General features: G+C 66.0%; 28 protein-coding genes. 16 read left to right on the top strand and 12 right to left on the bottom strand.

Annotated elements, in window-relative coordinates:
• Positions 1 to 29 precede the first annotated feature (29 nt).
• Genes AC1DFU_RS08730 through AC1DFU_RS08715 form a run of 4 tightly spaced genes read right to left on the bottom strand, consistent with a single transcriptional unit; the run spans position 30 to position 3279 of the window.
• A complete protein-coding gene (locus AC1DFU_RS08730; RefSeq protein ID WP_441592755.1) occupies positions 30 to 785 on the bottom strand; it encodes an ABC transporter permease in 756 nt (251 codons plus the stop codon).
• A 13-nt stretch (positions 786 to 798) separates the two neighbouring features.
• Positions 799 to 1557 (bottom strand): ABC transporter permease, encoded by a 759-nt coding sequence (locus AC1DFU_RS08725; protein ID WP_092294856.1) that lies wholly within the window; start codon positions 1555 to 1557, stop codon positions 799 to 801.
• Positions 1554 to 2327 (bottom strand): ABC transporter ATP-binding protein, encoded by a 774-nt coding sequence (locus tag AC1DFU_RS08720; RefSeq protein ID WP_441592754.1) that lies wholly within the window; start codon positions 2325 to 2327, stop codon positions 1554 to 1556. Before AC1DFU_RS08720 ends, AC1DFU_RS08725 begins: the two co-directional genes overlap by 4 nt.
• Positions 2328 to 2337: 10 nt before the next feature.
• Positions 2338 to 3279 carry an ABC transporter substrate-binding protein gene (locus tag AC1DFU_RS08715; RefSeq protein WP_144196545.1) on the bottom strand — a complete coding sequence of 314 codons (942 nt, stop codon included), beginning with the start codon at positions 3277 to 3279 and terminating at the stop codon, positions 2338 to 2340.
• A gap of 114 nt (positions 3280 to 3393) precedes the next feature.
• Here AC1DFU_RS08715 and AC1DFU_RS08710 point away from each other — a divergent pair, with 114 nt between their 5' ends.
• The 3 genes from AC1DFU_RS08710 to AC1DFU_RS08700 all read left to right on the top strand — a co-directional run bounded on the left by AC1DFU_RS08710 (position 3394) and on the right by AC1DFU_RS08700 (position 5775).
• A complete protein-coding gene (locus AC1DFU_RS08710) occupies positions 3394 to 3897 on the top strand; it encodes a MarR family winged helix-turn-helix transcriptional regulator (protein ID WP_186296776.1) in 504 nt (167 codons plus the stop codon).
• 202 nt (positions 3898 to 4099) lie between these two features.
• Positions 4100 to 5074: a Bug family tripartite tricarboxylate transporter substrate binding protein gene (locus AC1DFU_RS08705; protein ID WP_177219918.1), complete on the top strand. Its 975-nt coding sequence runs from the start codon at positions 4100 to 4102 to the stop codon at positions 5072 to 5074.
• A gap of 86 nt (positions 5075 to 5160) precedes the next feature.
• Positions 5161 to 5775 carry a flavin reductase family protein gene (locus AC1DFU_RS08700; protein WP_441592752.1) on the top strand — a complete coding sequence of 205 codons (615 nt, stop codon included), beginning with the start codon at positions 5161 to 5163 and terminating at the stop codon, positions 5773 to 5775.
• 94 nt (positions 5776 to 5869) lie between these two features.
• On the opposite strand, the gene AC1DFU_RS08695 is transcribed toward AC1DFU_RS08700, so the two are convergent.
• From AC1DFU_RS08695 to AC1DFU_RS08680, 4 genes are read right to left on the bottom strand one after another with little or no spacing between them, the layout of a single operon-like run.
• The gene (locus tag AC1DFU_RS08695; RefSeq protein ID WP_092294866.1) at positions 5870 to 6229 is read right to left on the bottom strand and encodes a hypothetical protein; all 360 of its coding nucleotides are present in this window, start codon (positions 6227 to 6229) and stop codon (positions 5870 to 5872) included.
• Positions 6230 to 6245: 16 nt separating this feature from the next.
• Entirely contained in the window at positions 6246 to 7040 is a 795-nt protein-coding gene (locus AC1DFU_RS08690) for a citryl-CoA lyase (protein WP_441592751.1), read from the bottom strand.
• Positions 7037 to 8587 carry an AMP-binding protein gene (locus AC1DFU_RS08685; RefSeq protein WP_441592750.1) on the bottom strand — a complete coding sequence of 517 codons (1551 nt, stop codon included), beginning with the start codon at positions 8585 to 8587 and terminating at the stop codon, positions 7037 to 7039. The genes AC1DFU_RS08690 and AC1DFU_RS08685 overlap by 4 nt, the downstream gene beginning before the upstream one ends.
• An 11-nt stretch (positions 8588 to 8598) precedes the next feature.
• The gene (locus AC1DFU_RS08680) at positions 8599 to 9747 is read right to left on the bottom strand and encodes an acyl-CoA dehydrogenase family protein (RefSeq protein WP_441592749.1); all 1149 of its coding nucleotides are present in this window, start codon (positions 9745 to 9747) and stop codon (positions 8599 to 8601) included.
• Positions 9748 to 9925: 178 nt separating this feature from the next.
• On the opposite strand from AC1DFU_RS08680, the gene AC1DFU_RS08675 reads away from it, so the two are divergent.
• The 7 genes from AC1DFU_RS08675 to AC1DFU_RS08645 all read left to right on the top strand — a co-directional run bounded on the left by AC1DFU_RS08675 (position 9926) and on the right by AC1DFU_RS08645 (position 14845).
• The gene (locus tag AC1DFU_RS08675) at positions 9926 to 10942 is read left to right on the top strand and encodes a LacI family DNA-binding transcriptional regulator (protein WP_441592748.1); all 1017 of its coding nucleotides are present in this window, start codon (positions 9926 to 9928) and stop codon (positions 10940 to 10942) included.
• A 119-nt stretch (positions 10943 to 11061) separates the two neighbouring features.
• Positions 11062 to 11475 carry an acyl-CoA thioesterase gene (locus AC1DFU_RS08670; RefSeq protein WP_211942863.1) on the top strand — a complete coding sequence of 138 codons (414 nt, stop codon included), beginning with the start codon at positions 11062 to 11064 and terminating at the stop codon, positions 11473 to 11475.
• Positions 11476 to 11477: 2 nt separating this feature from the next.
• The gene (locus tag AC1DFU_RS08665) at positions 11478 to 12269 is read left to right on the top strand and encodes an enoyl-CoA hydratase/isomerase family protein (RefSeq protein ID WP_441592747.1); all 792 of its coding nucleotides are present in this window, start codon (positions 11478 to 11480) and stop codon (positions 12267 to 12269) included.
• Positions 12266 to 12646, top strand: coding sequence for a RidA family protein (locus tag AC1DFU_RS08660; RefSeq protein WP_092294880.1), 381 nt, complete (start codon positions 12266 to 12268; stop codon positions 12644 to 12646). The genes AC1DFU_RS08665 and AC1DFU_RS08660 overlap by 4 nt, the downstream gene beginning before the upstream one ends.
• Positions 12647 to 12884: 238 nt before the next feature.
• A complete protein-coding gene (locus AC1DFU_RS08655) occupies positions 12885 to 13715 on the top strand; it encodes a DUF2092 domain-containing protein (protein WP_441592746.1) in 831 nt (276 codons plus the stop codon).
• 12 nt (positions 13716 to 13727) lie between these two features.
• Positions 13728 to 14273: a hypothetical protein gene (locus tag AC1DFU_RS08650; RefSeq protein WP_441592745.1), complete on the top strand. Its 546-nt coding sequence runs from the start codon at positions 13728 to 13730 to the stop codon at positions 14271 to 14273.
• 5 nt (positions 14274 to 14278) lie between these two features.
• Positions 14279 to 14845 carry a hypothetical protein gene (locus AC1DFU_RS08645; protein ID WP_441592744.1) on the top strand — a complete coding sequence of 189 codons (567 nt, stop codon included), beginning with the start codon at positions 14279 to 14281 and terminating at the stop codon, positions 14843 to 14845.
• Here AC1DFU_RS08645 and AC1DFU_RS08640 read toward each other — a convergent pair.
• Positions 14842 to 15675, bottom strand: coding sequence for a MipA/OmpV family protein (locus AC1DFU_RS08640; RefSeq protein WP_441592743.1), 834 nt, complete (start codon positions 15673 to 15675; stop codon positions 14842 to 14844). The genes AC1DFU_RS08645 and AC1DFU_RS08640 overlap by 4 nt on opposite strands.
• 270 nt (positions 15676 to 15945) lie before the next feature.
• On the opposite strand from AC1DFU_RS08640, the gene AC1DFU_RS08635 reads away from it, so the two are divergent.
• From AC1DFU_RS08635 to AC1DFU_RS08610, 6 genes are all read left to right on the top strand, one after another.
• Positions 15946 to 17106, top strand: a complete 1161-nt coding sequence (locus AC1DFU_RS08635; RefSeq protein WP_441592742.1) for a BamA/TamA family outer membrane protein — start codon at positions 15946 to 15948, stop codon at positions 17104 to 17106.
• 100 nt (positions 17107 to 17206) lie between these two features.
• A complete protein-coding gene (locus AC1DFU_RS08630) occupies positions 17207 to 18196 on the top strand; it encodes a Bug family tripartite tricarboxylate transporter substrate binding protein (RefSeq protein WP_092294885.1) in 990 nt (329 codons plus the stop codon).
• Positions 18197 to 18541: 345 nt separating this feature from the next.
• On the top strand, positions 18542 to 19000 hold the full coding sequence (locus AC1DFU_RS08625; protein WP_369823423.1) for a tetratricopeptide repeat protein: 459 nt from the start codon (positions 18542 to 18544) through the stop codon (positions 18998 to 19000).
• 48 nt (positions 19001 to 19048) lie between these two features.
• Complete coding sequence (locus AC1DFU_RS08620; protein WP_092294889.1) at positions 19049 to 19879, top strand: hypothetical protein; 831 nt, start codon at positions 19049 to 19051, stop codon at positions 19877 to 19879.
• 249 nt (positions 19880 to 20128) lie between these two features.
• Positions 20129 to 21127 carry a Bug family tripartite tricarboxylate transporter substrate binding protein gene (locus AC1DFU_RS08615; protein WP_441592741.1) on the top strand — a complete coding sequence of 333 codons (999 nt, stop codon included), beginning with the start codon at positions 20129 to 20131 and terminating at the stop codon, positions 21125 to 21127.
• Positions 21124 to 22494: an MmgE/PrpD family protein gene (locus tag AC1DFU_RS08610; protein WP_441592740.1), complete on the top strand. Its 1371-nt coding sequence runs from the start codon at positions 21124 to 21126 to the stop codon at positions 22492 to 22494. Before AC1DFU_RS08615 ends, AC1DFU_RS08610 begins: the two co-directional genes overlap by 4 nt.
• A gap of 79 nt (positions 22495 to 22573) precedes the next feature.
• On the opposite strand, the gene purB is transcribed toward AC1DFU_RS08610, so the two are convergent.
• From purB to AC1DFU_RS08595, 3 genes are read right to left on the bottom strand one after another with little or no spacing between them, the layout of a single operon-like run.
• Entirely contained in the window at positions 22574 to 23923 is a 1350-nt protein-coding gene (purB, locus tag AC1DFU_RS08605; protein ID WP_441592739.1) for an adenylosuccinate lyase, read from the bottom strand.
• A 38-nt stretch (positions 23924 to 23961) separates the two neighbouring features.
• The gene (locus tag AC1DFU_RS08600) at positions 23962 to 24309 is read right to left on the bottom strand and encodes a carboxymuconolactone decarboxylase family protein (RefSeq protein WP_092295109.1); all 348 of its coding nucleotides are present in this window, start codon (positions 24307 to 24309) and stop codon (positions 23962 to 23964) included.
• A 58-nt stretch (positions 24310 to 24367) separates the two neighbouring features.
• Positions 24368 to 25357 carry a tripartite tricarboxylate transporter substrate binding protein gene (locus AC1DFU_RS08595; RefSeq protein ID WP_477159768.1) on the bottom strand — a complete coding sequence of 330 codons (990 nt, stop codon included), beginning with the start codon at positions 25355 to 25357 and terminating at the stop codon, positions 24368 to 24370.
• Between the last annotated feature and the right edge of the window lie 17 nt (positions 25358 to 25374).

Here is a 25374-nt window from a genome sequence, read left to right as displayed (position 1 = left end):
TCAAGAATTCCGTTGATAAGAGAGAGGGCTCAGCGCATGGCGTTAGGCAGGCGTTTGGCGGCGGATCGCTCCAGCCACTCAAACGCGCCGTTCACGCCCACGCCGATCAGGCCGACGGTCAGCAGCAGGGCAAACACGCCGGGGGCGTCGAAGTCCCGCTGGGCAGAGAGCAGCAGGCGGCCGATGCCCGGCCGGGTGGCCAGCATCTCGACCAGCAGCGCGACGATGATCGCCAGTGGCGCCGCCACGCGCAGTCCAGCTATCACGCCGGGCAGGATGGACGGCACGTAGATATTCCTCGTCCGGCTCCACGGCGAGAGCCTGAGCGTGTGGCCCGTACTGATCAGTGTGGGATGGATCGATCGCGTTGCCTGCAGGACATTGAGCATCACCGGCCAGACCGTAGCTAGCGCGACTACCGAGATATCCAGCCCGGTGCCGGCGCCGATCAGCAGCATCGCCACGGGGACGATGGTCGGCGGCGGAATCGAGCGCAGGAATTCGAGCGTGGGCGCCACCGTGTCGGAGATGGCACGGCGCGCGCCCAGCGTGGCGCCCATCACCGTGCCGGCGATGCCGGCAACCAGCGTGGCGAGCAGCACGGTCTTCAGCGTGGCGAGGACCGCCAGTTGCAGGTCACCCGCCGCCAGCATGACGGCCGCCTGCGTCAGCCACGTCTGCGGGGGCGGCGCCACCGGCGAGGCAGGGTCGCCCAGCGCCCCCCAGACGCCGAGCAGGGCGATGGGCGTGGCAAGGCTGAGCAGCCCACGGGACATCTTGTTCATGAGCACAGTCCTTTCAGTTGCCCTGGGCCAGTCCAGGAAACAGATGCTTGACGGCGAAGTCCAGCGCGCAGTTCGCGCAGACGCCGAGAATGCCAATGGCGAAGAGATAGGCAAATGTCTCGCTGGCGCGCATGGCCTCCTGGGCGCTGACCAGCCCCCATCCCAGTCCAGCCGGGTTGCCAACCATCTCGGCGACCACGCTGACCACCAGGCATAGGCTGAAGCTGAGCTTGGCGCCCACGAGGATCTGGCGGAACGCAGCGGGCGTGATCACGCAGCGCAGCGCATGCCAGCGACGCAGGTGAAGCGTGCTGACCACCTCGAGGATGCGCGGATGCATCCGTTCGATGCCGGACCGGCTGGCTAGGATCAGCGGCCACACGCTGGCGAACACCGTGACGGTGATCTCGGTCTGCCAGGAGAAGCCGAACACGAGGATGGCGAGCGGAATCAGCGCCACGGCCGGCAGGGGCCGCAATAGCTCGATAAAGAGCGACAGGGCGACGCGCAGCCGCTCGGCGCTGCCGAGCGCCATGCCGAGCGGGATGCCGATCAGCAGGCAGATCACCCAGCTGGCGATGGCCGCGGCAAAGGTATGCAGCGCATCGGCCGGCAGCCGGCCACTGACCAGCGTCTCTAGCAGGGTCTGGCCGATCTCCACGGGCGAGGGCAGGATGCTGGGCCCCTCCTGGGCCGTGGCCGCGAGTTGCCAGGCCACGAGGAGGGCAGCCGGGAGCAGCCATTGGCGCGTTTGCCGCAGGCGGGGCGTCATCGGGCCGCTCCGTGCAGGCGCTCCAGCAGCTCATGACGCGCGTGGAGGTACTCGGGCATCTCCTTGGTCGAAATCTGGTCGCGCGTGGCGGGCAGCGCAGGACGCAGCTCCGAGGTAATCCGCCCCGGCGAGCCGGCGAGCAGGATGACGCGGTCGCCCAGATAGACTGCCTCGTCCACATCGTGCGTGATGAAGACGATGGTGGTGCCAGTGCTGGCCTGAATGTGCCGAAGCTGGTCCTGGAGCTTGGCCTTGGTCATGGCGTCCAGCGCGCCGAATGGCTCGTCCATGAGCAGTACCTTGGGCTGCAGCGCCAGTGCGCGGGCGATTTGCAGTCGCTGCTGCATGCCGCCGGACAGCTTGGCGGGATACTCCCGGGCCGCCTGCTGCAGGCCGACCATGGCCAGCGCGGCGTCGATGCGGTCGTCCAGTGCCGCGCCGGAGACCTGTTCCTCGATGCCGAGGGCCACGTTGCCGCGCACCGTCCGCCACGGCAGCAGCGCGTTGCCATAGTCCTGGAACACCGTCACCACACCCGCCGGCGGGCCGCTGAAGGCGGCACCTTCATAGAAGACGGCGCCGCCGGTCGGCGCACAGAACCCGCCGAGCGCGCGCAGCAGGGTGGTCTTGCCCGTGCCGGAGCCGCCCACCATGCAGAGGAACTCGCCCCGGCCGATATTCAGGTCGATGCCCTGGAGAATCGTCTTCTCCCCACTTGCCGACGTCAGTCTGACTTCCGCCTGCTCACAGCAAAATACCGATGCGTTCATAGGTCGTGAACTAGTTGAGGCTGGCGCCGATGGCGCTTGCTTTCTCGTTGATGGCGCCGACGGCGACGGCGGTCTGGATCCAGGTGTCGATCTCGGCATCGCCGAGGCGGGTGGTGTAGGCCGGCAGATGGACCGAGGCTGCCACCGCATCGGGCAGGCGGGTCCACTTGGCCAGCACCGCGCGTGACGCCTGGTCGTTCTTCTGGATGTACTGGATGGCGTCGTTGAGCGCGGCGCGCCAGGCCGCCACGGCGCCCCGGTTGTCACGGGCCCACTGGCCGCTCGCCATCCAGCAGGTCAGGATCACCGGGTCGGCCACGCCGAGCATGGGGTTGCCGAGGGTACGCACGCCCACCTTCATCGACGCCGAGGCGTAGGGTTCGACGATCTCCGCCGCCGCCACGCGCCCCGCCGCCAGCTGGTCGCCCATATTGGCGAAAGCCATCTCCTGGAAGCGGACGGCCTTGGGGTCCACGCCGCGCTGCCGCAGCGCATTGAGCGTGGCGATGTGGATCACCCCGTTGAGCGAGGGCGTGGCCACGACCTGCCCCTTGAGGTCGGCCAGGTCCCGGATCGGGCTGTCGGCGCGGGTCACCAGCCGCATCTGCTGGTTGGCCGTCAGCTCCTGCGTATTGCCCGCGATGCCCACGACATCGAGCTTCCGCAGCCGCGCCTTGATGATGTCGATGGGCGTGCACCCGGAGACCTCGAACTGCCGGCCCAGCGCGCCGACCACGGTGGAGACGTTCTGGACGGTGGTGATGTCCACGTCCAGCCCGTGCGCCTCGAACATGCCCTTGTCCTTGGCAATCCACAGCGGCAGCCATGCCGCCGAGACCACGGACGCCACGCGCACCTTGGTTCTGGCCGGGGTTTGCGCCATCGCGGTGGGCGGTTGGGCGAATGCCAGCCAGGTCAGCAGGAAAACCAGCAGCCGGAAGCGTGTCGTCATCGAAGTCTCCTTGTATCCTTGTAGGGTTAGTCAAACATTAGTATCTTTGTATAAAGATACTTTACGCAAAGATAGCAAGCGCCCGAGACAATTTCTTATATGGATAAACACGATTTGATAGACACATTCGATGAAGAGTGGGCGCGCGTGCGGCCTGATCTCGTCACGGACCACGTGCTGGTGCTGGGCCGCATCCTGCGGATTCGCGATCTGGCGATGAGGGCGTCCGAGCGGTGGCTGGCGCCTCACGGCATCACCTGGGACATGTTCGACATGATTGCCACGCTGCGGCGCACCGGGCCGCCCTATGCGCTGAACCCCAGCGCGCTGTCCCGGGCGCTGCTGCTGTCATCCGGCGCCATGACCCTGCGGATCGACCGGGTGGAAAAGCGCGGGCTGGTGAGGCGGGAGCCCGATCCCAGCGACCGGCGCGGCACGCTGGTGGTGCTGACCGAGCAGGGGCTGGAACTGGCAGACGCCGTGCTCACCGCGCATTTCAAGGAAGCCAACCAGTTGCTGGATTGCCTGTCCCCTACGGAGCGCTCTTCGGTGGCCAGGAGCCTGCGCAAGATCCTGCTGCAACTGGAAGACCCTGCCGGCAACGCGCCCGGCAACTAGGGCTAGCCAGTGCGGCAGGAAAACATCACATCGAAAACGTTATCGATTCTATTCCCCCGTATTTTCCCTGATAACGCATAGATCGATATTGACTCCCCAGGGTGCTGGGCCTACTGTACCGAAAACGTTTTCGAAACAGCGGGACCGGGCTAGCGGGATATGTTTAGGCTTGCGGGTTCGATCCAGCACCCTGGGGATGACCATGAAACGCTTGAAGCTCTTCTTTTCGATCCTGACCGTATGCTGCGCGGGCAGTGCCGGTGCACAGACGGCCGACTGGCCGCACAAGCCGGTCAGGCTGGTAGTGCCTTATGCCGCAGGCGGCCCGGTCGACAATCTGGCGCGCGCACTCTCGGCGCAGCTCGCCACGCTTTGGGGCCAGCCGGTGGTGGTGGACAACCGGCCGGGCGGCAATGAGGTCATTGGCGCGGCGGCGGTGGCCAAGTCGCCGGGCGATGGCTACACCCTGCTGCTGGCCACCGATGCCGCCGCCACCTTGAATCTGTACGTGTTCAAGAAGCTTCCGTACGACCCGATCAAGGAACTGGCGCCGATCACGCGGGTGGCCATGGCCAATATGGCAATCGCCGTCTCGCCGTCGCTGCCGGTGACGGACCTGCGCAGCTTCGTGGCCTATGTGAAGGCGCATCCCGGCCAGGTGAGCTACGGCTCGGCGGGCATTGGCAATACCACCCACCTCGCGCTGGCGTGGTTCGCCAAGGAGAACGGGCTGGAAATGGTCCATGTACCGTACAAGGGTCTCGCGCCGGCCCTGCAGGACGTGATGGGCGGCACCATCCAGGTGACGATTGGCGCGGGGTCAGTGGTCGGCCCGTTCGCGCAGGGCGGCAAGGTCAAGGCGCTGGGCATCAACGGGGCCAAGCGGGCTTCGATCCTGCCAACTGTGCCGACGTTTGCTGAAGCGGGGTATCCGAAGCTCGACGCCAGCTTCCCGTTCAGCCTGCTCGCCCCGGGTGGCACCCCGGAGGCGCTGCGCCAGAAGATCTACGCTGACGTGAAGAAGGTGGTCATGAACCCGCAATTCCGCAGTGACAATCTCGAGAAATACGCGCTGGACCCGGTGCTGGACTCGCCCCAGGAATACGCCAAGGCGCTGGTCAAGGACCGTGCGCTGGCGGTGGAGAAGGTCAAGGCCTCCGGCGCCCAGTTGGACTGAATCCCCCACCAGGACGGCGGCGGCGGCTCCCTGTCAGGGGGCCGCCGCCGCCGAATGCATTTCTGCTTCAATCACACCACTGCCCCATGGAAGACGACGTCTATTTCTATCGCCCGGATGCCGGCCACGGCCTGCCCCATGATCCATTCAAGGCGATTGTCGCGCCGCGCATCATCGGCTGGATTTCGAGCCTGACCGCCGCCGGCACCCCCAACCTCGCGCCATACAGCTTCTGCACGGCAATGTGTTCCGACCCGTACATCATTGCCTTCTCCAGCGAGGGGTACAAGGACAGCGTTCGCAATATCGAGGCGACGCGTGAGTTCGCGTGGAACTTCGTCAGCCGGGAGCTGGCCGAGAAGATGAACGCCACGTCCGAGCCGGTGGACCCCCAAGTCGATGAATTCCGCCTCTGTGGCGTAGCGCCGGCGCCCGGGCGCGCCATCCGCGCGCCGCACGTGGCGGCGTCTCCGGCCGTACTGGAATGCAAGCTGCTGGATGTGCGCGAAATCAAGGACCTGAACGGCGACGGCACCGACCACTGGCTGGTGCTGGGCCAGGTGGCCGGCGTGCATATCCGCCGCGAGTATCTGCGCGACGGCCTATTCGACACCTTCCTCGCTAACCCCGTGCTGCGCGCCGGCTACCGGGCGGACTACATGCACAGCGGCCAGCGGCTGGAACTGTATCGACCTTATTGAATGACCGGGGCCGATACCGGCCCCGGTAGAAGAAAGCCCCCGCGACTCCTGGAGTGGCGGGGGCTTATGTTTTCCGACCGTTGACCGGACTGGGCTAGCGGCGCCGCCTGAGCTGTTCGAGATGCCGGGCGTGGCGGTGCCGCACGGTCCAGATCAGCGCGCGCAGCACGGTCGCACCGGAAGCTCTGACGGCCTCGGTGCAGCGCTCCAGATCGGCTTCGGCCGGAAAGATGCGCAGTTCCGCTGCGCTGCCCAGCGCCACAGCCATCTCCGAGATCGACCGGGCGGCAATGGCATTGCGCAGCAGGCTGTCCAGCCGCTGCTGTACCGCATGGTCCCGGTCGTCCGCGCCCCGGGCGCCGTGCCGGACGTCCTTCACGCACGCGCGGATGCGATGCAGCAATTCGCTGGTGGACAGCGAATCGCCGGCATGCACGGCTGGGGCCCGGGTCATGCGTGTGCCCCTGTCGTCAGGCTTCGTCAGCGGGGCGCAGATGCGCGCTGGCTTCGTGCTCGATGCGCAGGTAGAGCGTTTCCGCCATCGGCTGGCGCATTTCCTCGAGGATGTGGCCGACCAGTCCGACCGAGCGCGCGGCCACGGCGAGGCCCCGGCAGATCTTCCAAGAAATGCCCATCTCCGAGGCCACCGCGGCCATCGCGCCGGTGACGTTGACGGGGAGGGGCCGGTTGGCCTGCTGCGTCGCCTGTTCGCCCAGCGCCACCATCAGCTTGATGTACGGGCCATCGAAGCCGGTTTCCTGGGCGACGTTGAACAGCGCCGGGGCGCGCGGGTCGATGGGCTTGTGGAAGGGATGGCCGATGCCCGGGAGGATCTCCTTCCGGCTGCGATAGCCCGCCACGATGTCGGTGGCCAGCGCGTTCATGTCGACGTCATCGCTCACGTCCCTGCCCGCGAGCGATTCCTGCAGCAGGCGCGCGGCGTTGTCCAGCGAGCCGACGAACACCGAGCCGAGCCCCAGCAGGCCGGCGGCCACGGCAGCCTGCACCGCCTCGGGCGCGCCGCAGTAGGTCATGCGGGTGGCCAGCGAGGACGGCGTGATGCCGTGCTCCACCAGGATCACCATCATCGCGTTGAACATGCGCAACTCGTTGTCGTCCGCCGGCAGCCGGCCGAAGATCTGCAGGAAGGCCATCTGGCCGAAGTCCAGCTTGCCGACGATGTCATCGCACAGGTCGAGGCCATGGATTACCACGCGTTTCGGCGTGGCCCAGGCGATGTCAGATTTGATTTCCTTGAGTTTCATGGCGTCTTCCTCGTGTTGTCTTGGGGGTTCGGTGCGGGTTGAAGGTGTCCCTTCGCGAGATCGCGCAGGACGTGCTTGAGAATCTTGACCCCATTGGGGCCGTCCACCTGCGGGAAGCTGTCCAACGCCACGATGCGCCGGGGCAGCTTGAACCCCGCGATGCCGCGCTTGCAGAACTCCAGCAGCGCCGCTTCGCTCACGTCTGCTGCCCGGGTGCGGATGAAGGCCACCGCGACATCGCCTTCGCCCTCCTGGTGAACGCCCACCACCTGCGCTGCCGCCACCGCCGGATGCGTGACGAGGAATTCCTCGATCTCGGCCGGGTCCACGAGGTAGCCGCGCAGGCGCAGCGTGTCCTTGAGGCGCGACAGGTACTGGAACGCGCGGCCCTGCGCCCGGGCGAGGTCACCTGTGCGCAGCCAGCCATCGGCGGTAAAGGCGTCCGCCGTGGCGGTCGGGTTGTTGAGGTAGCCGGCCGTCACGTTGTAGCCGCGCAGCTGCAATTCGCCCTGTTCGCCTTCGGGGACGACTTCGCCGGTCGCGGGATCGACGATGCGAAACGAAATCACGGGCGCAACCGGGTGGCCTCCGGCCAGCCGGCGTTCGTCGCCAGTCGCGTTGGTATCGCGCAGCGCGGCCAGCGCGAAGCATTCGGACATCCCGTAGACGGCGGTGAGCGGCACCTGCCAGTCGGCCCAGGCCTTGTCGGTGATGCGGCTGCCCAGCCCCGCGAACTCGGCGAAGCCGCCCCGGCGCCAGTTTCGGAAACTGTGGACGGGCACGCTCAGGACCATGTCGAGCATGGCGTCGGAGCCGTAGAAGTGGGTCACTGCATGGCGTTCCATGGCCTCGGCCGCGGCCTGCGCCTTGAACACGGGCAGGAACACGCAGGCCGCGCCTGCTGCCAGCGAGGAGATCGCCAGGACGAAGCCCATCACGCCGTAGAGGGGCAGGGCGCAGAGGGTGGCATCTCCGGGCCGCATGTCCGTGGCCGCCGCCACGTTTAGCGCGTGCGTGACGATGCCGGACTGCGTGTGCACGGCCAGCTTGGGTTTGCCGGTGGTGCCCGAGGTGCTGAACGTGCACCACGGGTCCAGTCCCTCGCCGAGGCTTTCCTCGCGCACGGGATAGGCGTCCCACATGAACTCGCCGCTCACCGGCACGTCCACCACATGCTCCAGCGCGCTGACGGCGTGCTGGATGGCCGAGGCGGCCTCGATATAGTCGAAATCCAGGAAGCGGGTGGGCACCACCAGCATCCGCGCCTGTGCGGTATTCACTACATGGAGCGCTTCGGCCGTTTTCAGCCGTGTGCTGACGGGCACCACCAACACGCCCAGCTGCGCCGCGCCGAACAGCAGTTGCAGCCAGACGGCGCCATCGGGAATCCAGACGGCGAGCGTGTCGCCCCGGCGCAGGCCCCGCTCCCAAAGGAAGCTGGCCGCGCGCTGGGACGCCTGCTGGAGTTCGCCCCGGGTGACGGGTTTGCCTGCCTGATGGAAGGCGGGCAGGTGCGGATCATGCGCGGTTAGGATTTGCTGATACATGAATCCGTCCCTCACTGCGCCAGCGCGGCGCGAGCAATCTGCAGGCGCTGCATCTCGGAGGTGCCTTCGCCAATGCGGAATGCCCGCGCGTCGCGGTAGAAGCGCTCGACCGGCAGCTCGCACATATAGCCCATGCCGCCGAAGATCTGGAGCACGCGGTCAGACACGCGGCAGCCCATTTCGCTGGCGAACAGCTTGGCGCGGGAGGCGGCGATGCGCGCCGCCGGGTCGCCGGCTTCGATCAGTTCCGCCGCCCGGCCGATCAGCAGGCGTGCGGCTTCGATATCGACGTCGTTGTCGGCGAGCATGAACTGGATGCCCTGATGCTGGCCGATGGCGTTGCCGAACGCCTTGCGCTCATTCGCATACTCGCAGGCCATGGCCTGGCCCCGCGCTGCCAGGCCCAACGAGCGGCTGGCGGAGAGCAGGCGGTCCTGATTGATCGACTGCATCATGCCGAGGAAGCCGGCGTTGGGCGCGCCGAGTACGTCTTCGTCCGGGACGAAGCAGTCCTCGAGCGTGAAGCCGTTGAGGTGGTAGCCCCGCCAGCCCATCTTCTTGTAGCGCGTCATGCCGACCACGCCGGGGTTGCCCTGCCGGACGATAAAGGTGCCGAAGCGGTCCTTCAGCGAAGCGGCCGGGTCGGTTACGGCCAGGACGATGATGTAGTCCGCGGTTTCGGCATGGGAGATGAAGTGCTTGCTGCCGGTGAGCGTCCAGCCGCCCGGCACCTTGACCGCGCGGGTCTTCAGGCCGCCAAGGTCGGAGCCTGCGTTCGGCTCGGTCAGTGCGTAGGTGATGGTTTTCTTGCCGGACAGCACATCGGGCAGGAAACCGGCGCGCTGCGCGGCGTTGGCCTGCGTCAACTGAAGCGGCAGGTGGCCAAAGACTTCGCTCAGCGGCACCGACGTGTAGGTCAGCTCCTCCAGCACCACGACCTTGGCGGCGGCGGAGAGGCCGGGGCCCCCAATGGATTCGGGCAGGTTGAAGCCGTATAGGCCCAGCCCAGCCACCTCGGCGCGCAGTTGCGCCAGCAGGTCGAGTTCGACGTCGTCGTCGGTTTCGATCTGCTGTTCGAGCGGGACCAGACGCTGCCGGACGAAGCGCCTGGCGGTCTCGCGGATCATGGAAATCTCGGTGTCTTGGGAAGTGTCGTACATGGTGTGCTCCTCGCCGGGGTTTTAGCGGATCATCGAAAACGTTTTCGAAAGGGTAGTGTTTGAACCAGGGGAAGTCAAGCAGATGGGGCAAAGTCCTGCGGAAAACGGTTTCGGGCCGGATAGGCGCAGCCCAGCGCGGTGAGCGATAATGTTGCCCAAAGCACCTCGGGAATCCCAAGTGGACATCAAGGAATTTGCAGCTCATCTGAAGCTGTCGGTCAGCACGGTCTCCAAGGCGATGAACGGCCGGGCGGACGTCAGCCGTGACACGCGCGAACGCGTGCTGAAGGCTGCGGCGGAACTCGGATTCAGCCCGGACCCGGCTGGCCGGCGCCTGCGCCGCCAGTCGTCGGACACGATTGGCTTTGTGATCTCGGCGCCGCAGACGCAGTTCGCGCATCCGTTCTTCCTGAACATGCTGTCGGGGATCGACGAAGCGCTGGATGGCACCAACTACCAGGTGATCATCGCGTCCGGCCGCACCGTGGAAACGGAAATCGACGTTTTCAAGCGGCTGGTGGAGAAGCAGCGCGTGGATGCGCTGCTGTTCGGCCGTACGCGCCGGCACGATGAACGGATCGAATATCTGCTGGAACGGGACATCCCGTTCGTGGCCTTTGGCCGCAGCGAGAGCTCGCAGGACTTTCCGTTTGTCGATATCGACGCAACCGTGGTGGGCCGGGATGGCTGCGGGCGCTTTATCGCGTTGGGTCACCGCCGGATTGCGCTGGTGCACCCGCCCGAGTACCTGATGTTCAGCTACTGCCAGCGGCTTGGCTATGAAGAGGCGCTGCGCGCGGCCGGCATTCCGCTCGACCCGGCACTGTGCGTGGAGGAAGCCATGACAGAGGAGGGCGGGCTGCGCGCTGCACGTGCGCTGCTGGCGCTGCCCAATCCGCCCACGGCTTTTGTCTGCGGGCAGGACATGGTGGCAGTGGGCGTGATGCGGGCGATTGCCGAGGCCGGCAAGGTCGTGGGCCAGGGCATTGGCGTGATCGGCGGCGACGACCATCCCGTGGCGCGGCTCGTGACGCCGCCCCTCACCACCTTCACCGCCGAAACCAATCGCGTCGGCAAGCGCCTGGTGGAAATGCTGCTCGCCCGGCTAGACGGCGCGGACCCCAGGACCTTGCAGGAAGTCTGGCGGCCCGAGCTGATCCTCCGTTCGTCTGACGGCCCGCCCAGACCCCGCTAATCCCCTTCGATGATCGACCCGGCGCAAGCTTTGCCTTGTGCCGTGCCGCTCTGCATGCTATCTTTTACGAAAACGTTTTCGAACAAACCGGAACCGTATGGAGGGACAGGATGACGAGGTTGGAAAGTGCGGAAAGCGCCAGTTTTTCGACGCGTTTAAGGCTGCGCAACGGCGACACGGACCAGTTCCGGCACGTCAATAACGCGGCGATCGCCACCTGTTTCGAGGAAGCGCGGATGGCGATCTTCCAGCAGGCCGATCTGGCGCCCTGCATGGCAGGCAAGACCGTCGTGGTGGCGCACCTGGCCATCGATTTCCTCAGCGAGGTGTTCTACCCGGGTGAAATCGAAGTCAGAACCACGCCCGTGGCGGCCCGGAATACCTCGTTCGAACTGATGCAGGGGCTTTATATGGGCGACACCCTCTGCGCACGGGCCAAGGCGATCTGCGTGCTGATGGATGCCGCGCAAGCCCGGCCCACGCCGCTCCCTGATGCCTTCCGCGACCGCTTAACCCTCAGACCTTGCGCGTGACCATGAAAACCTTCACTACCTTGATTCTCGACGTCCGGGATGACATCGCCGTCATCACGCTGAATGACGTGCAGCGGCGCAATGCGCTGTCCCGGCGGATGGTCGGCGACATGTTCGACGCCATCGAGTCCAGCCAGGCGCAGGGCGCCCGGGCGCTGGTGATTGCCGCCAATGGGCCGACGTTCTGCGCCGGCGCCAATATCGATGACCTGCGCGATGGCTGGATGGAGCAGGCCGACCCCCGGACCGACCCCGCCTTGCTGTTCCGCCGGCTGGCGGAAGAGAAGCGGATCGTCGTGGCGGCGGTGCAGGGGCCGGCCGTGGGCGGCGGCTTCGAGCTGACGCTGGCCTGCGATCTGGTCATCGCGGAAGAGGGGGCGTGGTTCGCGCTGCCCGAGGTGACCCGGGGCGTCATCCCCAATACCGGGCTGGCGCTGCTCCAGCACATCGTCGGTACCCGGCAGGCACTCGAACTTGTACTCACCGGGAAGCGATTGCCGGCGCCCGAGGCGCTGCAACGTGGGCTGGTAAATGAAGTGGCGGAGAAGGGCGCGTCGCTGGGCCGGGCCTTCGAGCTGGCGAAATCCATCGTCGCCAACGCCCCGCCGGGCGCGCTGGCGGCGGCAAAGGGCCACCTCCACGCCCATGCCGGCTATGACTGGGGCCGGGTGGTCCGCTCTGTGTCCGACGTGCCGCGTGCCGAATGGCAGGAAGGGCTGGATGCCTTCACCGAGAAACGCGCGACGGATTTCGACCGCCTCTGGCAGGCCAGCCAAAGGCGGCAACAGGCATGATCGAGTACATCAACCATGCCAGCGCGCCGTTGCCGCGCGGCCATTATTCCCAGGCGGTCAAGGCGAATGGCTTGATATTCGTGTCGGGCCAGCTCCCGATTATGTTGGGCGATGACCTGAAAATCCCGGCCGGCCTCGACGCCCAGGTCAGGCAGGTGTTCGACAACCTGAAAGCCATCCTGCTGGCCTCGGGCAGTTCGATGCAGAACCTGGTCAACGTGCAGATATTCATCGCCGATATCGCCAACTGGCCCCGGGTGAATGAACTCTATGCCCAGATCCTCGGTGACGGCCCGGCGCCGGCGCGCACGGTGGTCCCGTGCCCGACCATCCACTATGGCGCGGAACTGGAAGTCAATGCGATAGCCGTGGCCTAGACGGCGCCGCAGCGCCCCATCAGCAAATGGTGCTCCGCTTAGGAGCTTTTCTGGCCATCCTGTTTTCCGGGATGGCTTTTTTTTGCATTTTTCCCGCTGGTGGGCGGCATGCGTCACAGCGCAACACTTTTCATGCCGATTATCGATAGTTGTTAATTCGATGAAAGAAAAATTGACTTCCGTAAGACCGCGAAGTGGAGAAGGATCAGGCACGAAACCAGATTTCAGGGAGCCTGCCATGAGACGCATTGCGGTATCGAGCCTGCTTGCCGTTTCGCTCTGGGGCTGTAGCCACGCGCCATCGACGCCTCCGGCGGCTCCTGCGCCCCCCAGCGCTTCCAAATCGAACGCGGCGCCGCCCCCGGCCCCGGCTGCGTCTTCGTCCGCGCCCCCAGCGGCCAATGCCGTGGACCCGGCTGTGGTGCAGGCGCTGCAGAAGATGGGCGCCTATCTCCAGACGCTGCGGACGTTCGAGGCGCAGGTGGACCTCTCCGGCGAGCGGGTGCTCCAGGACGGCCAGAAGCTGCTCCACATGGCCACGGCCAAGGTGGACGTGCAACGCCCGAACATGCTGCGCGCCGAGATGCGCAGTGCACGGTCCGCGCGCGACCTGATCTACGACGGCAAGACGGTCGTGCTCTACCTGCCCGAGCAGAAGTACTACTCGAAGGCGCCGTTCACGGAGAACCTGGACGCGCTGGGGAACCGGCTGCAGGAGCGGTACGGCATCGAGCTGCCGGTGGCGGACCTGTTCCTCTGGGGCACGCCCCAGGCGCCGCTCGACAACATGACCTCGGCGATGAATGCCGGCCAGGACGTGGTGGAGGGCGAGGTTTGCGACCACTATGCCTTCCGCCAGGGCAATGTCGACTGGCAGATCTGGATCGCCACCGGCGCGCGGCCCCTGCCGCGCAAGCTGGTCATCACCAATCGGGCCGATGAGGCACGCCCGCAATCGGTCTCGCTGATCCGGTGGCGCATCAATCCGGGCTTCAATGCATCCCGCTTCGCGTTCACGCCGCCCCAGGGTGCCACCGAGGCGAAGTTCGTTCCGCTGAAGTCTCAGTAAAGGAGCTGCATCATGCATCAGGCTATTGGGAAGGGCTTCTTGCTGTCGATGGCCGTGATCTTCCTCGCCGCAGCCACGGCGTGGGCCCCTCTGGCGGACGCGCGTCCCGGAGGTGGAGGCGGGCACGCAGGTGGAGGCGGGCACGCGGGCGGCGGCAATCGTGCCGCGGCGGCGCCGGCGCGGGGCGGCGGTGGCGCGCAGCACGTCAACAACCAGAACGTGGATGCGCGCGCGAACAACGTGCGCAGCAACAGTGTCAACAGCGTCAATGCCAACCGCGACGTGAACGTCAATTCGAACCGCAACGTAAACGTGAACGTGGAAGGGGGCGGCGGGTGCTGCCACAACGGCTGGGACAATGACTACCACCCCGTGGCGACGGCCGCCGCCGTGACCGCCACGGTGGCCGTGACCTCCGCCGTGATTGGCTCCATGGTTCGCACCGTGCCGCCCGGCTGCGCGCCGGTCAACTATGGCGGCATGGTGTACCAGCAGTGCGGCACCACGTGGTATCAGCCGCAAGGCACGCAATACGTGGTTGTGAATCCACCTTACTGACGGGCATGCGAATTTCCCTTTTTGACCGCCGGCTGGCTGCCGGCCTGATCCTGATCGCCCCGCTGCTGCCTGCCCATGCCGAAGACTCCGCGGAGCTGGCAAAGAAACTCAGCAATCCGGTGGCCGCCCTGATCAGCGTGCCGCTGCAATTCAACTACGACCGGGGCATCGGCCCCGTGCATGACGGCGAGCGGCTGACGATGAACATCCAGCCGGTGGTGCCGATCACGCTCAACGCGGACTGGAACGTGATCTCGCGCACCATCCTGCCCGTGACGCACCAATCGTCCCTCACCCCCGGTTCCGGCACACAGACCGGCCTTGGCGATACGCTGCAAAGCCTGTTCTTTTCGCCGAGGCAGCCTACGGCAGCAGGGCTGGAAGCAGTCGCAATGGAGCGTGCCGATTCACGCGGGCATCAGCAAGCTCGTCAAGTTCAAGGATCGGCCGGTCAGCTTCGCCTTGTTCGCCACGTACTGGGCCGAGGGGCCGGTCAGCGGCCCGCACGGCTGGGGCGGGCGCGCGGTGGTGACCTTCCTGTTTCCCAAGTGATGAAAGGCGGTGCGGCCTAGCGCCAGGCGTAGGCGATGCCGGCGCCGTAGGTCACCTGGTTGCGCGTGCCGCGCTGCGTGACGATCGGGCTGTCGGCGGCGCTGCCGGTGATGCGCTGGTAATAGATCATCGCGCCCGCGTACCAGTGCTGGTCGATCCGATAGATCGCCCCGAGCCAGCCCGTGCCCTGCTGCAGGCCGCCGCCGGGCGTGTAGACGGGCAGGCCGCTGGCAGCGCTGTCTTCCGCAGTCACGCCGAAGTAGGTCCGGTTGAAACTGCCGCTCACCCACGTCAGGCCCACACCGAGCCCGAGCATCATCCGCGTGTGCACGGGCACCCAGAAGGTGCCCGTCGCCGACACGCGGGCCCCGCCATACACGATCCCCGCGTTCGTCAGCACATTGATCCCCCCGCGCAGCCGGTACGGAATGCTGCCGGGATGGATGTACTCGTAGCTGATGAAGCCGCCGGCTTCCCCGGTGGTGTCGATCTCGTGGATTTTGGAGACGACAGCGTCATCCACATCGTTCCGTCCCAGGCGAAGGGAGACGGCCGGGCCGTACTGGAAGCCCGTCAGGCTGCCGAAGTTGAACTGGGCGTAGGGGCCATACCATTCCAGCAGCCGGCCGCTTTCCGTGGTGTAGCGCAGGCCCGGCAGCACCCCGATCATGCGTTCGTTGCCGCCGGCGTACTCGGTGGTGGAGCCCACGCCAACCCCAAACATGTTCGGGATGGTGCTCGGCAGGTCGAACGGAGAGGCCGTCGCCGTGGTGGCGGCGCCGGTCATCAGCAGCATGCCGAGGATGCGGCCCAGCGCAGGCGTCCGGCGGCGGGAGCGGCGCGCGCTCATCGTGGGGGTCTCCTTGCGGCGAACCCGCGCAGGCACACGCGGGGGCTGACAATTCGCGGATTGTGCGACGGCCCGCCCGGCAAGGGAATTCAGTCTTTTCGGGCGGCGCGTTAAGTGAATTCGAGTCCTCCCCGGGACATCGCAAAAAAACACGCAGGGCGGCTTCGAAAGGATTCACTTGGATGCATCCGGTGGCTCCACCAAGATGCAGTATCTCGGGGTTCCATCATGCATGTCCGTTACCTCCGCCGCTTGTGTGTGTCGATATGTGTGTCGATTGGCCTGGCAGGCGCCGCCATGCCCGGGCGGGCGGACGAGCCGGTGGAAGTGGTGGAAGCGGTGGGCGCGCCGGCCAGCAAGGAAGAAAAGCAGGGCTGGATCGACCGGATCCTCACCAAGCTCGGCGCATCGGACGCCGTGGACGTGAGCCAGGGCATCGACTGGGGCGTGCTGCCGGGGCCGTTCTACAACCCGGAAATGGGCTTCGGCATTGGCGCGGCGGCCATCGGCCTCTACAAGCCGGGCAACGCCGCAGAGGAGACGCAGCTATCCACGCTGTCGATTCGCGGCTTCGGCACCGTGAAGGGCGCCTACGGCATCTCGATCGAGAACAACACGTTCTTTGCCGACGACAGCTACCGCTTTCTCATCGAGGCGGATCTCATCAACATGCCCACCGCCTACTGGGGCATCGGCTACGGCAGTGCCATCGACAACGCCAACAAGGAAGCCTTCACGCGCAAGGAGGTGGTACTGCAGCCCAAGATCATGATGCGGGTGCGTCCCAACATCTACTTGGGGGCGGGATGGAGCTTGCAGTACGACGATGCGGTGAAGCTGGAGCGCGGCGCCGACAGCAAGCTGGCGACCGACCCGCATGGCCCCCGCGTGCTCAGTTCCGGGGTCAGCGCGCATTTCTCGTACGACACGCGGGACTTCATCCCCAATCCCTACCGGGGCGAATCGCTGCTGGCCAACGTCACCGTCTACCGCCGCGAACTCGGCAGCGACACCGATATGGAGAACGTGGAACTCACGTTCAACAAGTACTTCCGCATGCGCGAGCGCGATGTGCTGGCCTTCGACGCCTACGCCAACATGAACTGGGGCGACGTGCCCTGGGACATGATGGCTACCCTCGGCAACAACAAGCGGATGCGCGGCTACTTCTCGGGCCAGTTCCGGGACAAGGTGATGGCGGGGGTGCAGGCCGAATACCGCTGGCACATCGCGGGGCGGCAGGGCATGGTGTTCTGGCTCGGCACCGGGGCGGTCAGCCCCAATGTGGGGGCGCTGTTCCGGGGGCACTGGCTGCCGAATGGCGGCATCGGCTACCGCTTCGAGTTCAAGCCGCGGGTCAATGTTCGCTTCGATGCCGGCGTGGGGCGCAACACGAAAGGCGTGTATTTCCAGATCAATGAGGCGTTCTGATCTTCACAAAAATGGACCTTCACAAAAATGTCACATTAACGTCACAATAGCGCTTCGGTCCGCCGCCGTGTAGAGAGGGGCCGCCTCCGGAGACAAGACGATGACGTTGTTCGCTGCCCGCCGTGCCCGGCAAGCCCTGGCCGTATTGGCCCTTACCCCGCTGGCCTTCGCGGCCGGCGTTGCCCACGCCGCCTGGCCCGAGAAGCCGATCCGGATGGTGGTGGGATTTCCGCCTGGCGGTCCGGTGGACACGCACGCGCGCATTCTGTCGGAGAAGCTCCAGCCCTTGCTGGGCCAGTCCGTGGTGCTGGACTACAAGGCCGGCGCGGCCGGCAATATCGGTTCGGACAGCGTGGCCAAGGCGGCGCCGGACGGCTATACGCTGTTGATCGCCAATACGGGCCAGATGTCGATCAACAATTCGCTGTATCCCAAGCTGCCGTACAGCATGCCGAAGGACTTCGCGCCCGTGGCGCGCACCGCGCTGATCCCGCTGGTCATGGTGATCAACAACAACGTGCCGGCACGGAATCTCAAGGAATTCATCGCCTATGCCAAGGCGAACCCGGGCAAGCTCAACTTCGCTTCGGGCGGTAACGGCGGGATCTCGCACCTGATGCCGGAGATGTTCAAGCAGGCATCGGGCACCTTCATCGTTCACATCCCGTACAAGGGCAGTGCGCCAGCGCTGACGGACGTCATGGGCGGGCAGGCCCAGATGATGGCCGATTCGATTCCGCTCTTCACCCAGTACATCAAGGCAGGCAAGGTCCGCGCGCTGGCGGTGACGTCCGGCAAGCGCTCGCCGGCGCTGCCCGATGTGCCGACGATGGAGGAGTCCGGCCTGAAGGGCTTCGAGGTGGTGGGCTTCTATGGGGTGCTGGCGCCGGCGGGTACGCCGAAGGAGATCGTCGACAAGCTGTCGGGCGCGCTGCGCACCGTGCTGGCCGACCCGGATACCAAGGCCAAGCTGGAAGCGCAGGGCGCCGAGCCGGCGTGGCAATCGCCGGAAGCGTTCGCGGCGACCATCATCAAAGAGCAACAGCGGTGGGGCCAGACGGTGAAGGTATCGGGCGCGAAGATCGACTGATCCGGGGCGGCGGGAGGCCCTGCCTCCTGCCTTTTCCCGGGTTTACCCTGACAAGAACGTGTCCGCGACGCAACAAAAGCACTGATTCGCATTACGATGTGTTGCAATCCCCACATGCAATGCCGTTACAATCTACACGTTTACTTACAAAGCTAAGTATTCGAGGTATTGCAAAAAAAATAAATATGTTCGGGGTGGGTTGCTATGCGTTTTTCAGTTCCTTTGTTGTTCGTGACAGTTTTGGGCTTGGCGGGCTGCGCCGCGCAGTCGGCAGAAGGGCAGTTGTCGCGCTCGCCCACGGTACGCGTGTGCAACGGCAATGCCTGCACCGAACAAGACCGACGCGTGAGCACATTCCGGGACGCGCCCGTCGATGCCGAGGCCGAGCGCCGCATGCAGGCCCTGACCGAAGTGGCGGAGCGCAATCCGAACGCGGCCTATGACCTGGGCCTGCGCCTCCTGCGCGGCGACGGCGTCGAGCGCAACAGCTATCAAGCCCTCGAGTGGATGCGCAAGGCTGGCGACAACGGCCACGTGCAGGCCCAGCTCGCGCTTGGGCGAATCTATCTGATGGGCTTCGAGGAAATGGGATCGGACCCGGCGGAAGCCGAGGCCTGGCTGACGCGCGCTGCCTCCAAGGGCAACAAGGAAGCCCGCGACCTGATTCCGCAAGCCCAGGCCGCCAAGAAGGACGAACAGAGTCTGTATCAGGTGCGTGAGGCGTATCGCAAGTCTTGGTACGCGTGGTACAGCGGCTACCCGTATTACTGGGTCTGGGGCCCTTCCGGCTGGCATCTGCGCTAAGCCGTCCCACCCTTCCTCTTTCCATCACTTCCAATAACAGGCGATTTCATGCCCAAGAAGACTTCTTTGCGCCTGGCCGCACTGGCCGCGTCCCTGGTTCTGGCTGGCTGTGCCGTCCCGGGCGGCGGCGGTAGCATCTCCACTGGCACGGCACCGACGGCCGCCACCGGCGCCGCGGGCGGCGCAAGCAGCGTGAATGCCAATCCGTCGCTGGAGCGCTGCGACGCGCCCCTGGGCACGCTCGCCGTGGACGATGGCCGTGGCAAGGAGTGGTACGCAAGCTTCGGCGCCACCACCAAGATCACGACCATCGAGCCGCTGATCCGCCTGGCCGTGCAGCAGTCGAACTGCTTCGTGATCACGTCCGTTGGCAATAACCGCACCGAAAGCAAGCTGTCGTCGATCACCGACAAGCAGCGCAATTCGGGCGAGTTCCGGGCCGGTTCGAAGCAGCAGAAGGGCCAGCGCGTGGCCGCCGACTTCTACATGGAGCCGGCCATCATCATCGATAACGACGCCACGGGCCAGTTGGCTGCCGGCGTGGGCAGCCTGTTCGGCGCCGCCGGCGCACTGGTTGGCGGTGCGATGCAAAGCAAGGCATCGGTCGTGACGCTGACCATGTTCGACATCCGCTCGGGCGTGCAGCTCTCCATCTCCGAAGGCAACGCCACGGCCACCAACTTCGGCGCCGCACTGGGCGCCTTTGGCGGCGGCGCGGCCGGCGGGCTTGGCGGTTTCTCCCGCACGCCGGAAGGCAAGGCCACGGTTGCAGCGTTCATGGACGCCTACAACAACATGGTGGTCTCGCTGCGCAACTACAAGGCGCAGGAAGTGAAGGGCGGCCTGGGCCGCGGCGGCCGACTCAAGGTCGGCTCGTAATCGCCTTCGTAATACCTCCGGCCGCCGTGCAACGCGGTGGCTGATCGGCGGGGATGACGGGCACTAGCCCGTCGCACCCCTGCCGCGTGTGTCGCCTTCGCGCAAGGCGACACGAATCCCCCCTACCGTACCTCCCCAAGCCGCGTCGTTCCGAATCGTGGAACATCCATGCGCTTTGCAGGGGCTCGTCCAGAATCGTTGCAGGCTTGCCGTCAGCGGCAGCCGGCATAACGACTGGAGGAGACAACGATGACTTTGCATAGGGAAAGCGCGGCCACACGCGCATGGCGTGGCGTGCATTGGCTGCTGTGCATGATGGTATGCATCGCGGCCACGGCCGTGCACGCGGAGTATCCGGATCGGCCGATCAAGCTCGTGGTGGGCTTCCCGCCGGGCGGCGGTGGCGACCTGTACGGCCGGCTCATCGCGGATCAGCTCTCGCGCAAGCTTGGCCAGCCCGTGGTCGTCGAGAACAAGGGTGGCGCCGGCGGCATGATGGCGGCCGAGCAGGTGGCGCGCAGCAAGCCTGACGGCTACACGCTGCTGATGGGCATGAGCAGCAACATGTCGCTGGCGGCGGCGATCCGGGGCAGCGAACTGCCCTACAAGGTACCCGAGGACTTTGTCGCCATCGGCATGCTGGTCCAGGCGCCGCATGGCCTGTTCGCCGCCGCGGATCGCTACAAGAACGCCTCCGCTGCGTTCGCCGAATCCAAGGTGCGGCAGATCAGCTACGGGTCGTCCGGGCCCGGCAGCGTGGGCTATGTGACCATGGAGATGGTCAAGGCGAAGGCCGGCGTCGAGATCGCGCCGATTCCCTACCGTGGCTCCGGCCCCGCCATCACGGACCTGCTGGGCGGGCATACCGACCTGTTCTTCGCCACCGCGCCGCCGATCATGGGGCAGGTCAAGTCCGGCAAGCTCAAGCTGCTGGCGTTGACGGGCGAGCAGCGCACCCCGGCATTTCCCGATGTGCCGACCTTCCGCGAACTGGGCATCGATGTGACAGTGACGCAGTGGTACGGCCTGGTGGCGCCCGCCGGCACGCCGGATGCGATCGTGCAGCGCCTGTCCAAGGCCGTGTCGGAAGGGCTGCGCAATGCCGAACTGCAACGCGTGGTGCGGCAGGATGGTGCCCGTGAAGTCGACATGCCGACCAGCAGGTTCCGCCAGTACATTGTCGATGACATCGCCCGCTACCGCGCCGGCATCAGCGACAAGCTGCTGAAGACGATGGAGGTGAAATGAACGCGCCACATCCTCCATTGCATCCCGTGGGCCTGCCGCAAGGGCTGACGCGGGAACTGGTGGCACACAGCCTGTCCGTGGCATCGGGCGGGCTGCCGACTGACGTGGGGCGTATCGCCCGTCACAGCCTGCTCGACTGGTTCGCCGTGGCGCATGCCGCGTGGCGGGAGGCACCGGTCCAGATCCTGCTGGCCGAAGTGCGGGAGGAGGGCGCCAACCCATGCGCCACCTTGCTCGACGGCTCGCGCGCCAGCGCGGTGCAGGCCGCGCTGGTGAACGGCACGGCGTCCCATGTGCTCGATTTCGACGATGCGCACCTGCAGTCTCGCGTCCATCCGTCGGTGCCGCTGTGGCCGGCGATTCTTGCGCAGGCCGAAGGGGGCCGGCATCACGGTATCGCGGTGCTGGCGGCCTTTGCCACAGGCGTCGAGTTGCAGAGCCGCGTGGCGTCTTGCATGGGCGAAGATCACTACCGGCTGGGCTGGCACAACACCGCCACGCTCGGCGCACTGGGCGCCACGGTGGCTGTGGCCTCACTGCTCGGACTCGATGTCGACCGCACCGCGCATGCGCTGGGTATCGCCGCCACGCAGGCGGGCGGCATGCGCGCGCTGTTCGGCACAATGTGCAAGCCGTTGCACGCCGGGCAGGCTGCCGCGATTGGCCTGCGCGCCGCCCGGCTGGCGGCGCGAGGCTTCCAGGCAGTGCCAGACATCCTTGAGCGCGAGCAGGGCTTCGCGGCGTTGTACGCCGGCGCGTGGGATGCCGACGCAATCTGGTGCGATGCCACCACCTCGCGCGTGCACGGCATCGTCTACAAGTACCACGCGTCCTGCTACGGCACGCAGGCGCCGATCGAGGCCTGCCTGCAATTGCGCCAGCAGCTCGGTGCTGCAGCAGCCGAGATCGGGACGGTGGAGATCGCCATCGAGCCGCAGTATCTGGATGTGTGTTGTATCGCCAATCCCAGCACGCCATCGGAGGCCAAGTTCAGCATCGCCCATATGGCCGCGCTGGCGTTGGCCGGCCACAGCACCGTTGCGGCGGAAAGCTTCACCGCCGCGCTGGACGACCCTGCGCTGGCCGCGCTGCGCCAACGCATTCGTGTGCATGGCGAAGCCGCGATGCCGCGCGCGAACGCCCGGGCGACCGTGACGCTGGAAAACGGCCGCATGCATGCCTGCCATAGCGATGCGAGCCGTCCCGAGACCGATCTCGACCGGCAGGAAGCGCGCATCGCCAGCAAGGCGCGCACGCTGCTGGTGCCGGGGCTGGGCGCCGAGCGCACGGAAGCGTTGATCGCCACGGTCCTGTCCTGCGAGAGCCTTGCCGACGCCGCCGACTGCTTTATCCACTTCCGCCAGTAATCCCTATCCACAAACCGCCGCAATGCAAAGCGGGTGCCGGAAAAATCCCGGCACCCGCTTCTTGCTTGCGCAGCGCGTGTCAGCGCGCTTGCTGCCCCACCACCCGATCCACAAAGAACCCCGCCATGCCGGTATAGCCGTGCGGGTCGAGCATCTTGTCGATGGTTTGCGCATTGATGCCGGCCGCCACCTTCGGATTCGCCAGCAGCGCCTCGCGGAAGTCACCGCCGCGCTCGAACACGTCCATGCAGACCTCGTAGACGATCTCGTGTGCCTCCTGGCGCCCCAGTCGGTCGCTGAGCCCCATCATGACGGCCTCGGACATCAGCAGGCCGCGCTGGATGAACAGGTTCTTCTCCATATTGGCCGGGCGCACAGTCAGGTTGGCACACACGTAGCCGAGCTTCAACGCTGCCGCATCGCTCATGCAGCACAGGCGCGAGATGAACTCGCGTTCCGTCTGCAGCACGATCTTGTCGCGCTCGTGTTCGGCCATGATCGACTCCAGCGCCATCGGCGCGGTGTTGCGCACCAGACGGGCCAGCGCCACCACGGTTTCGCAGGTCGGCGGATTGCGCTTGTGCGGCATGGTGCTGCTGCCCACCTTGCCCATCGCGAACGGTTCTTCCAGCTCGGCCGTCTCGGTCTTTTGCAGGCTGTACACCTCATGCGCGATCTTGCCGATGGTGCCGGTGCAGATCGCCAGCACGCAGGCCAGCTCGGCGATGCTATCCCGCGAGACATGCCAGTGGATGCGCGGGCAGCCCAGGCCCAGCTCCTCGAACAGCGCCTCCTGCACCGCGATGCCCTTGTCGCCCAGTGCCGCCAGCGTGCCGACCGCGCCGGAGAACTGCCCCACCAGCACACGCTGCTTCATGGCCGCGAAGCGCTCCTGATTCCGGCGCATCTCCTCGACCCAGACGGCAGCCTTGAAGCCGAACGTGATGGGCAGCGCCTGCTGGCCATGGCTGCGTGCCACCATGGTCAGGTCGCGGTGCGTCTGCGCCAGCTTCACCAGATGGCCCTCCAGCTCCGCGTAGCGGGTGCCGATGACCTCCAGCGCATCGCGCACCTGCAGCATGGTGCCGGTGTCGATGATGTCCTGCGTGGTGGCGCCCCAGTGGATGTACTCGGCCGCGTCGCCGCTGCACACCTTCTTCATGGCGCGCAGCAGCGGCACGATCGGGTGGCTGGTACGGTCCATCTCGCGCTTCAGGTCGGGCAGGTCGATCAGCTCGACCCGCGCCTTCGCGCAGATTTCGTCGGCGGCGCGCTGGGGAATGATCCCCAGGCGCGCCTGCACTTTGGCCAGCGCGGCTTCCACATCGAGCCACCGCTGCACCGTGGTGTCATCACTGAAAATCTCGCGCATCTGCGCGGTACTGAACTGGTCCCGGAACAGGGCGCTGTCGATGACGTATGCGGCCATGTTTGTCTCCTCCTTATTGGTGCGCGCGATCCGCCGGATCAGGCGGCTTCCTTGAGCTGGCTGACGGCTTCCATCGCGCGCAGCGAATACACATAGGCCGCGCCGGCATTGAGGGCGATGGCGGTACCAAGGGCATCGCTGATCTCCGCCTCCGTGGCACCGGCCTTGACCGCCGCTGCGGCGTGAGACGAGATACAGCCGTCGCAGCGCGTGGTCACGGCCACGGCCAGCGCAATCAGCTCGCGCGTCTTGGCGTCGAGCGCGCCGTTCGATCCTTGCGCTGCTGCCAGGTTCCGATAGGCTTCCAGCATCTTCGGGTTGGAATTGCCGAGACGGTTGTAAGAACGCTTCAGCGTGTTGAGCAGATCGGGCCAGTTCATGAACATCGACATGCGGAATCTCCTTGGATGATGTCGGGGGGGGGAAATCGGGGGGTTACTGAACCTACTGAACCTTCACGTTGCCGGCTTCCACAACCTTGTGCCAGCGGGCGATGTCATCGGCCAGGAAGCGCTTGAAGTAGTCGGGCGACTCCATCATGGTTTCCGCGCCCTCGCTCCGCATGCGTTCGCGGAACGCCGGATCGGACACGGCCTTGTTGATGGCCGCATTGAGCCGATTGATGATCGGCGCCGGCGTGCCGGCCGGGGCCAGTACCCCGTACCACGCGGCCATGGTCATATGCGGCATGCCCGCCTCGACCATGGTGGGCACATCGGGCATCAACGGCGAGCGGCTGGCGCTGGTGATGGCCAGCACGCGCATGCGGTTATTGGACTTCACCGCCATGACCGACGGGATATTGATAAACGTGTACTGGACCTCGCCGCTCAGGATGGCGACGATGGACGGCGCGGAGCCTTTGTACGGCACGTGGCTGGCCTTGATGCCGGTCTCTTGCCGGAACAGCTCGCCGCCAAGATGCTGCGAACTGCCGGCGCCCGACGACGAGAAGTTCACGCCATCGTCATTCTTCTTCTTGGCGTAGGCCACGAACTCGCTGACCGAACTTACCCCGAGCGATGCGGGCACCACCATCAGGTTGGGGCTCTGTCCAAACACCGCGACCGGCGCGAAGCTCTTGATCGGGTCATAGTCGAGCTTGTTGTACAGGCTGATGTTGACGGCCAGCGCGCTGGAACTGAGGAACAGGGTGTAGCCGTCCGCCGGTTGCCGGGCGACATAGCTTGCCGCGATGTTCTGTCCCGCGCCCGGCTTGTTCTCGACAACGACGGGCTGCCCCAGCGCGATACCAATCTGCTGGCCGATCAGGCGCGCCATGATGTCCGTGCCGCCGCCGGGGGCGTAGCCCACCACAAGATGGATCGGCTTGGACGGATAGGGCCCCTCGCCCTGCGCGTGGGCGCCCGTGGCGGCCATCCCCGCCATGGCGACGGCCACGGCCGTTGCAAACCGCTGGATCTTCCCGTTCATCGTCTGTCTCCTTTGTC

The organism is Cupriavidus sp. 10L45, assembly GCF_056395225.1.
This window is presented reverse-complemented; position numbering and strand designations above follow the sequence as displayed.

Coding starts and splice junctions, on each gene's coding strand:
- AC1DFU_RS08730 (WP_441592755.1), bottom strand. CDS start 785: ATGAACAAGATGTCCCGTGGGCTGCTCAGCCTTGCCACGCCCATCGCC.
- AC1DFU_RS08725 (WP_092294856.1), bottom strand. CDS start 1,557: ATGACGCCCCGCCTGCGGCAAACGCGCCAATGGCTGCTCCCGGCTGCC.
- AC1DFU_RS08720 (WP_441592754.1), bottom strand. CDS start 2,327: ATGAACGCATCGGTATTTTGCTGTGAGCAGGCGGAAGTCAGACTGACG.
- AC1DFU_RS08715 (WP_144196545.1), bottom strand. CDS start 3,279: ATGACGACACGCTTCCGGCTGCTGGTTTTCCTGCTGACCTGGCTGGCA.
- AC1DFU_RS08705 (WP_177219918.1), top strand. CDS start 4,100: ATGAAACGCTTGAAGCTCTTCTTTTCGATCCTGACCGTATGCTGCGCG.
- AC1DFU_RS08700 (WP_441592752.1), top strand. CDS start 5,161: ATGGAAGACGACGTCTATTTCTATCGCCCGGATGCCGGCCACGGCCTG.
- AC1DFU_RS08695 (WP_092294866.1), bottom strand. CDS start 6,229: ATGACCCGGGCCCCAGCCGTGCATGCCGGCGATTCGCTGTCCACCAGC.
- AC1DFU_RS08690 (WP_441592751.1), bottom strand. CDS start 7,040: ATGAAACTCAAGGAAATCAAATCTGACATCGCCTGGGCCACGCCGAAA.
- AC1DFU_RS08685 (WP_441592750.1), bottom strand. CDS start 8,587: ATGTATCAGCAAATCCTAACCGCGCATGATCCGCACCTGCCCGCCTTC.
- AC1DFU_RS08680 (WP_441592749.1), bottom strand. CDS start 9,747: ATGTACGACACTTCCCAAGACACCGAGATTTCCATGATCCGCGAGACC.
- AC1DFU_RS08665 (WP_441592747.1), top strand. CDS start 11,478: ATGAAAACCTTCACTACCTTGATTCTCGACGTCCGGGATGACATCGCC.
- AC1DFU_RS08660 (WP_092294880.1), top strand. CDS start 12,266: ATGATCGAGTACATCAACCATGCCAGCGCGCCGTTGCCGCGCGGCCAT.
- AC1DFU_RS08655 (WP_441592746.1), top strand. CDS start 12,885: ATGAGACGCATTGCGGTATCGAGCCTGCTTGCCGTTTCGCTCTGGGGC.
- AC1DFU_RS08650 (WP_441592745.1), top strand. CDS start 13,728: ATGCATCAGGCTATTGGGAAGGGCTTCTTGCTGTCGATGGCCGTGATC.
- AC1DFU_RS08645 (WP_441592744.1), top strand. CDS start 14,279: ATGCGAATTTCCCTTTTTGACCGCCGGCTGGCTGCCGGCCTGATCCTG.
- AC1DFU_RS08640 (WP_441592743.1), bottom strand. CDS start 15,675: ATGAGCGCGCGCCGCTCCCGCCGCCGGACGCCTGCGCTGGGCCGCATC.
- AC1DFU_RS08630 (WP_092294885.1), top strand. CDS start 17,207: ATGACGTTGTTCGCTGCCCGCCGTGCCCGGCAAGCCCTGGCCGTATTG.
- AC1DFU_RS08620 (WP_092294889.1), top strand. CDS start 19,049: ATGCCCAAGAAGACTTCTTTGCGCCTGGCCGCACTGGCCGCGTCCCTG.
- AC1DFU_RS08615 (WP_441592741.1), top strand. CDS start 20,129: ATGACTTTGCATAGGGAAAGCGCGGCCACACGCGCATGGCGTGGCGTG.
- AC1DFU_RS08610 (WP_441592740.1), top strand. CDS start 21,124: ATGAACGCGCCACATCCTCCATTGCATCCCGTGGGCCTGCCGCAAGGG.
- purB (WP_441592739.1), bottom strand. CDS start 23,923: ATGGCCGCATACGTCATCGACAGCGCCCTGTTCCGGGACCAGTTCAGT.
- AC1DFU_RS08600 (WP_092295109.1), bottom strand. CDS start 24,309: ATGTTCATGAACTGGCCCGATCTGCTCAACACGCTGAAGCGTTCTTAC.
- AC1DFU_RS08595 (WP_477159768.1), bottom strand. CDS start 25,357: ATGAACGGGAAGATCCAGCGGTTTGCAACGGCCGTGGCCGTCGCCATG.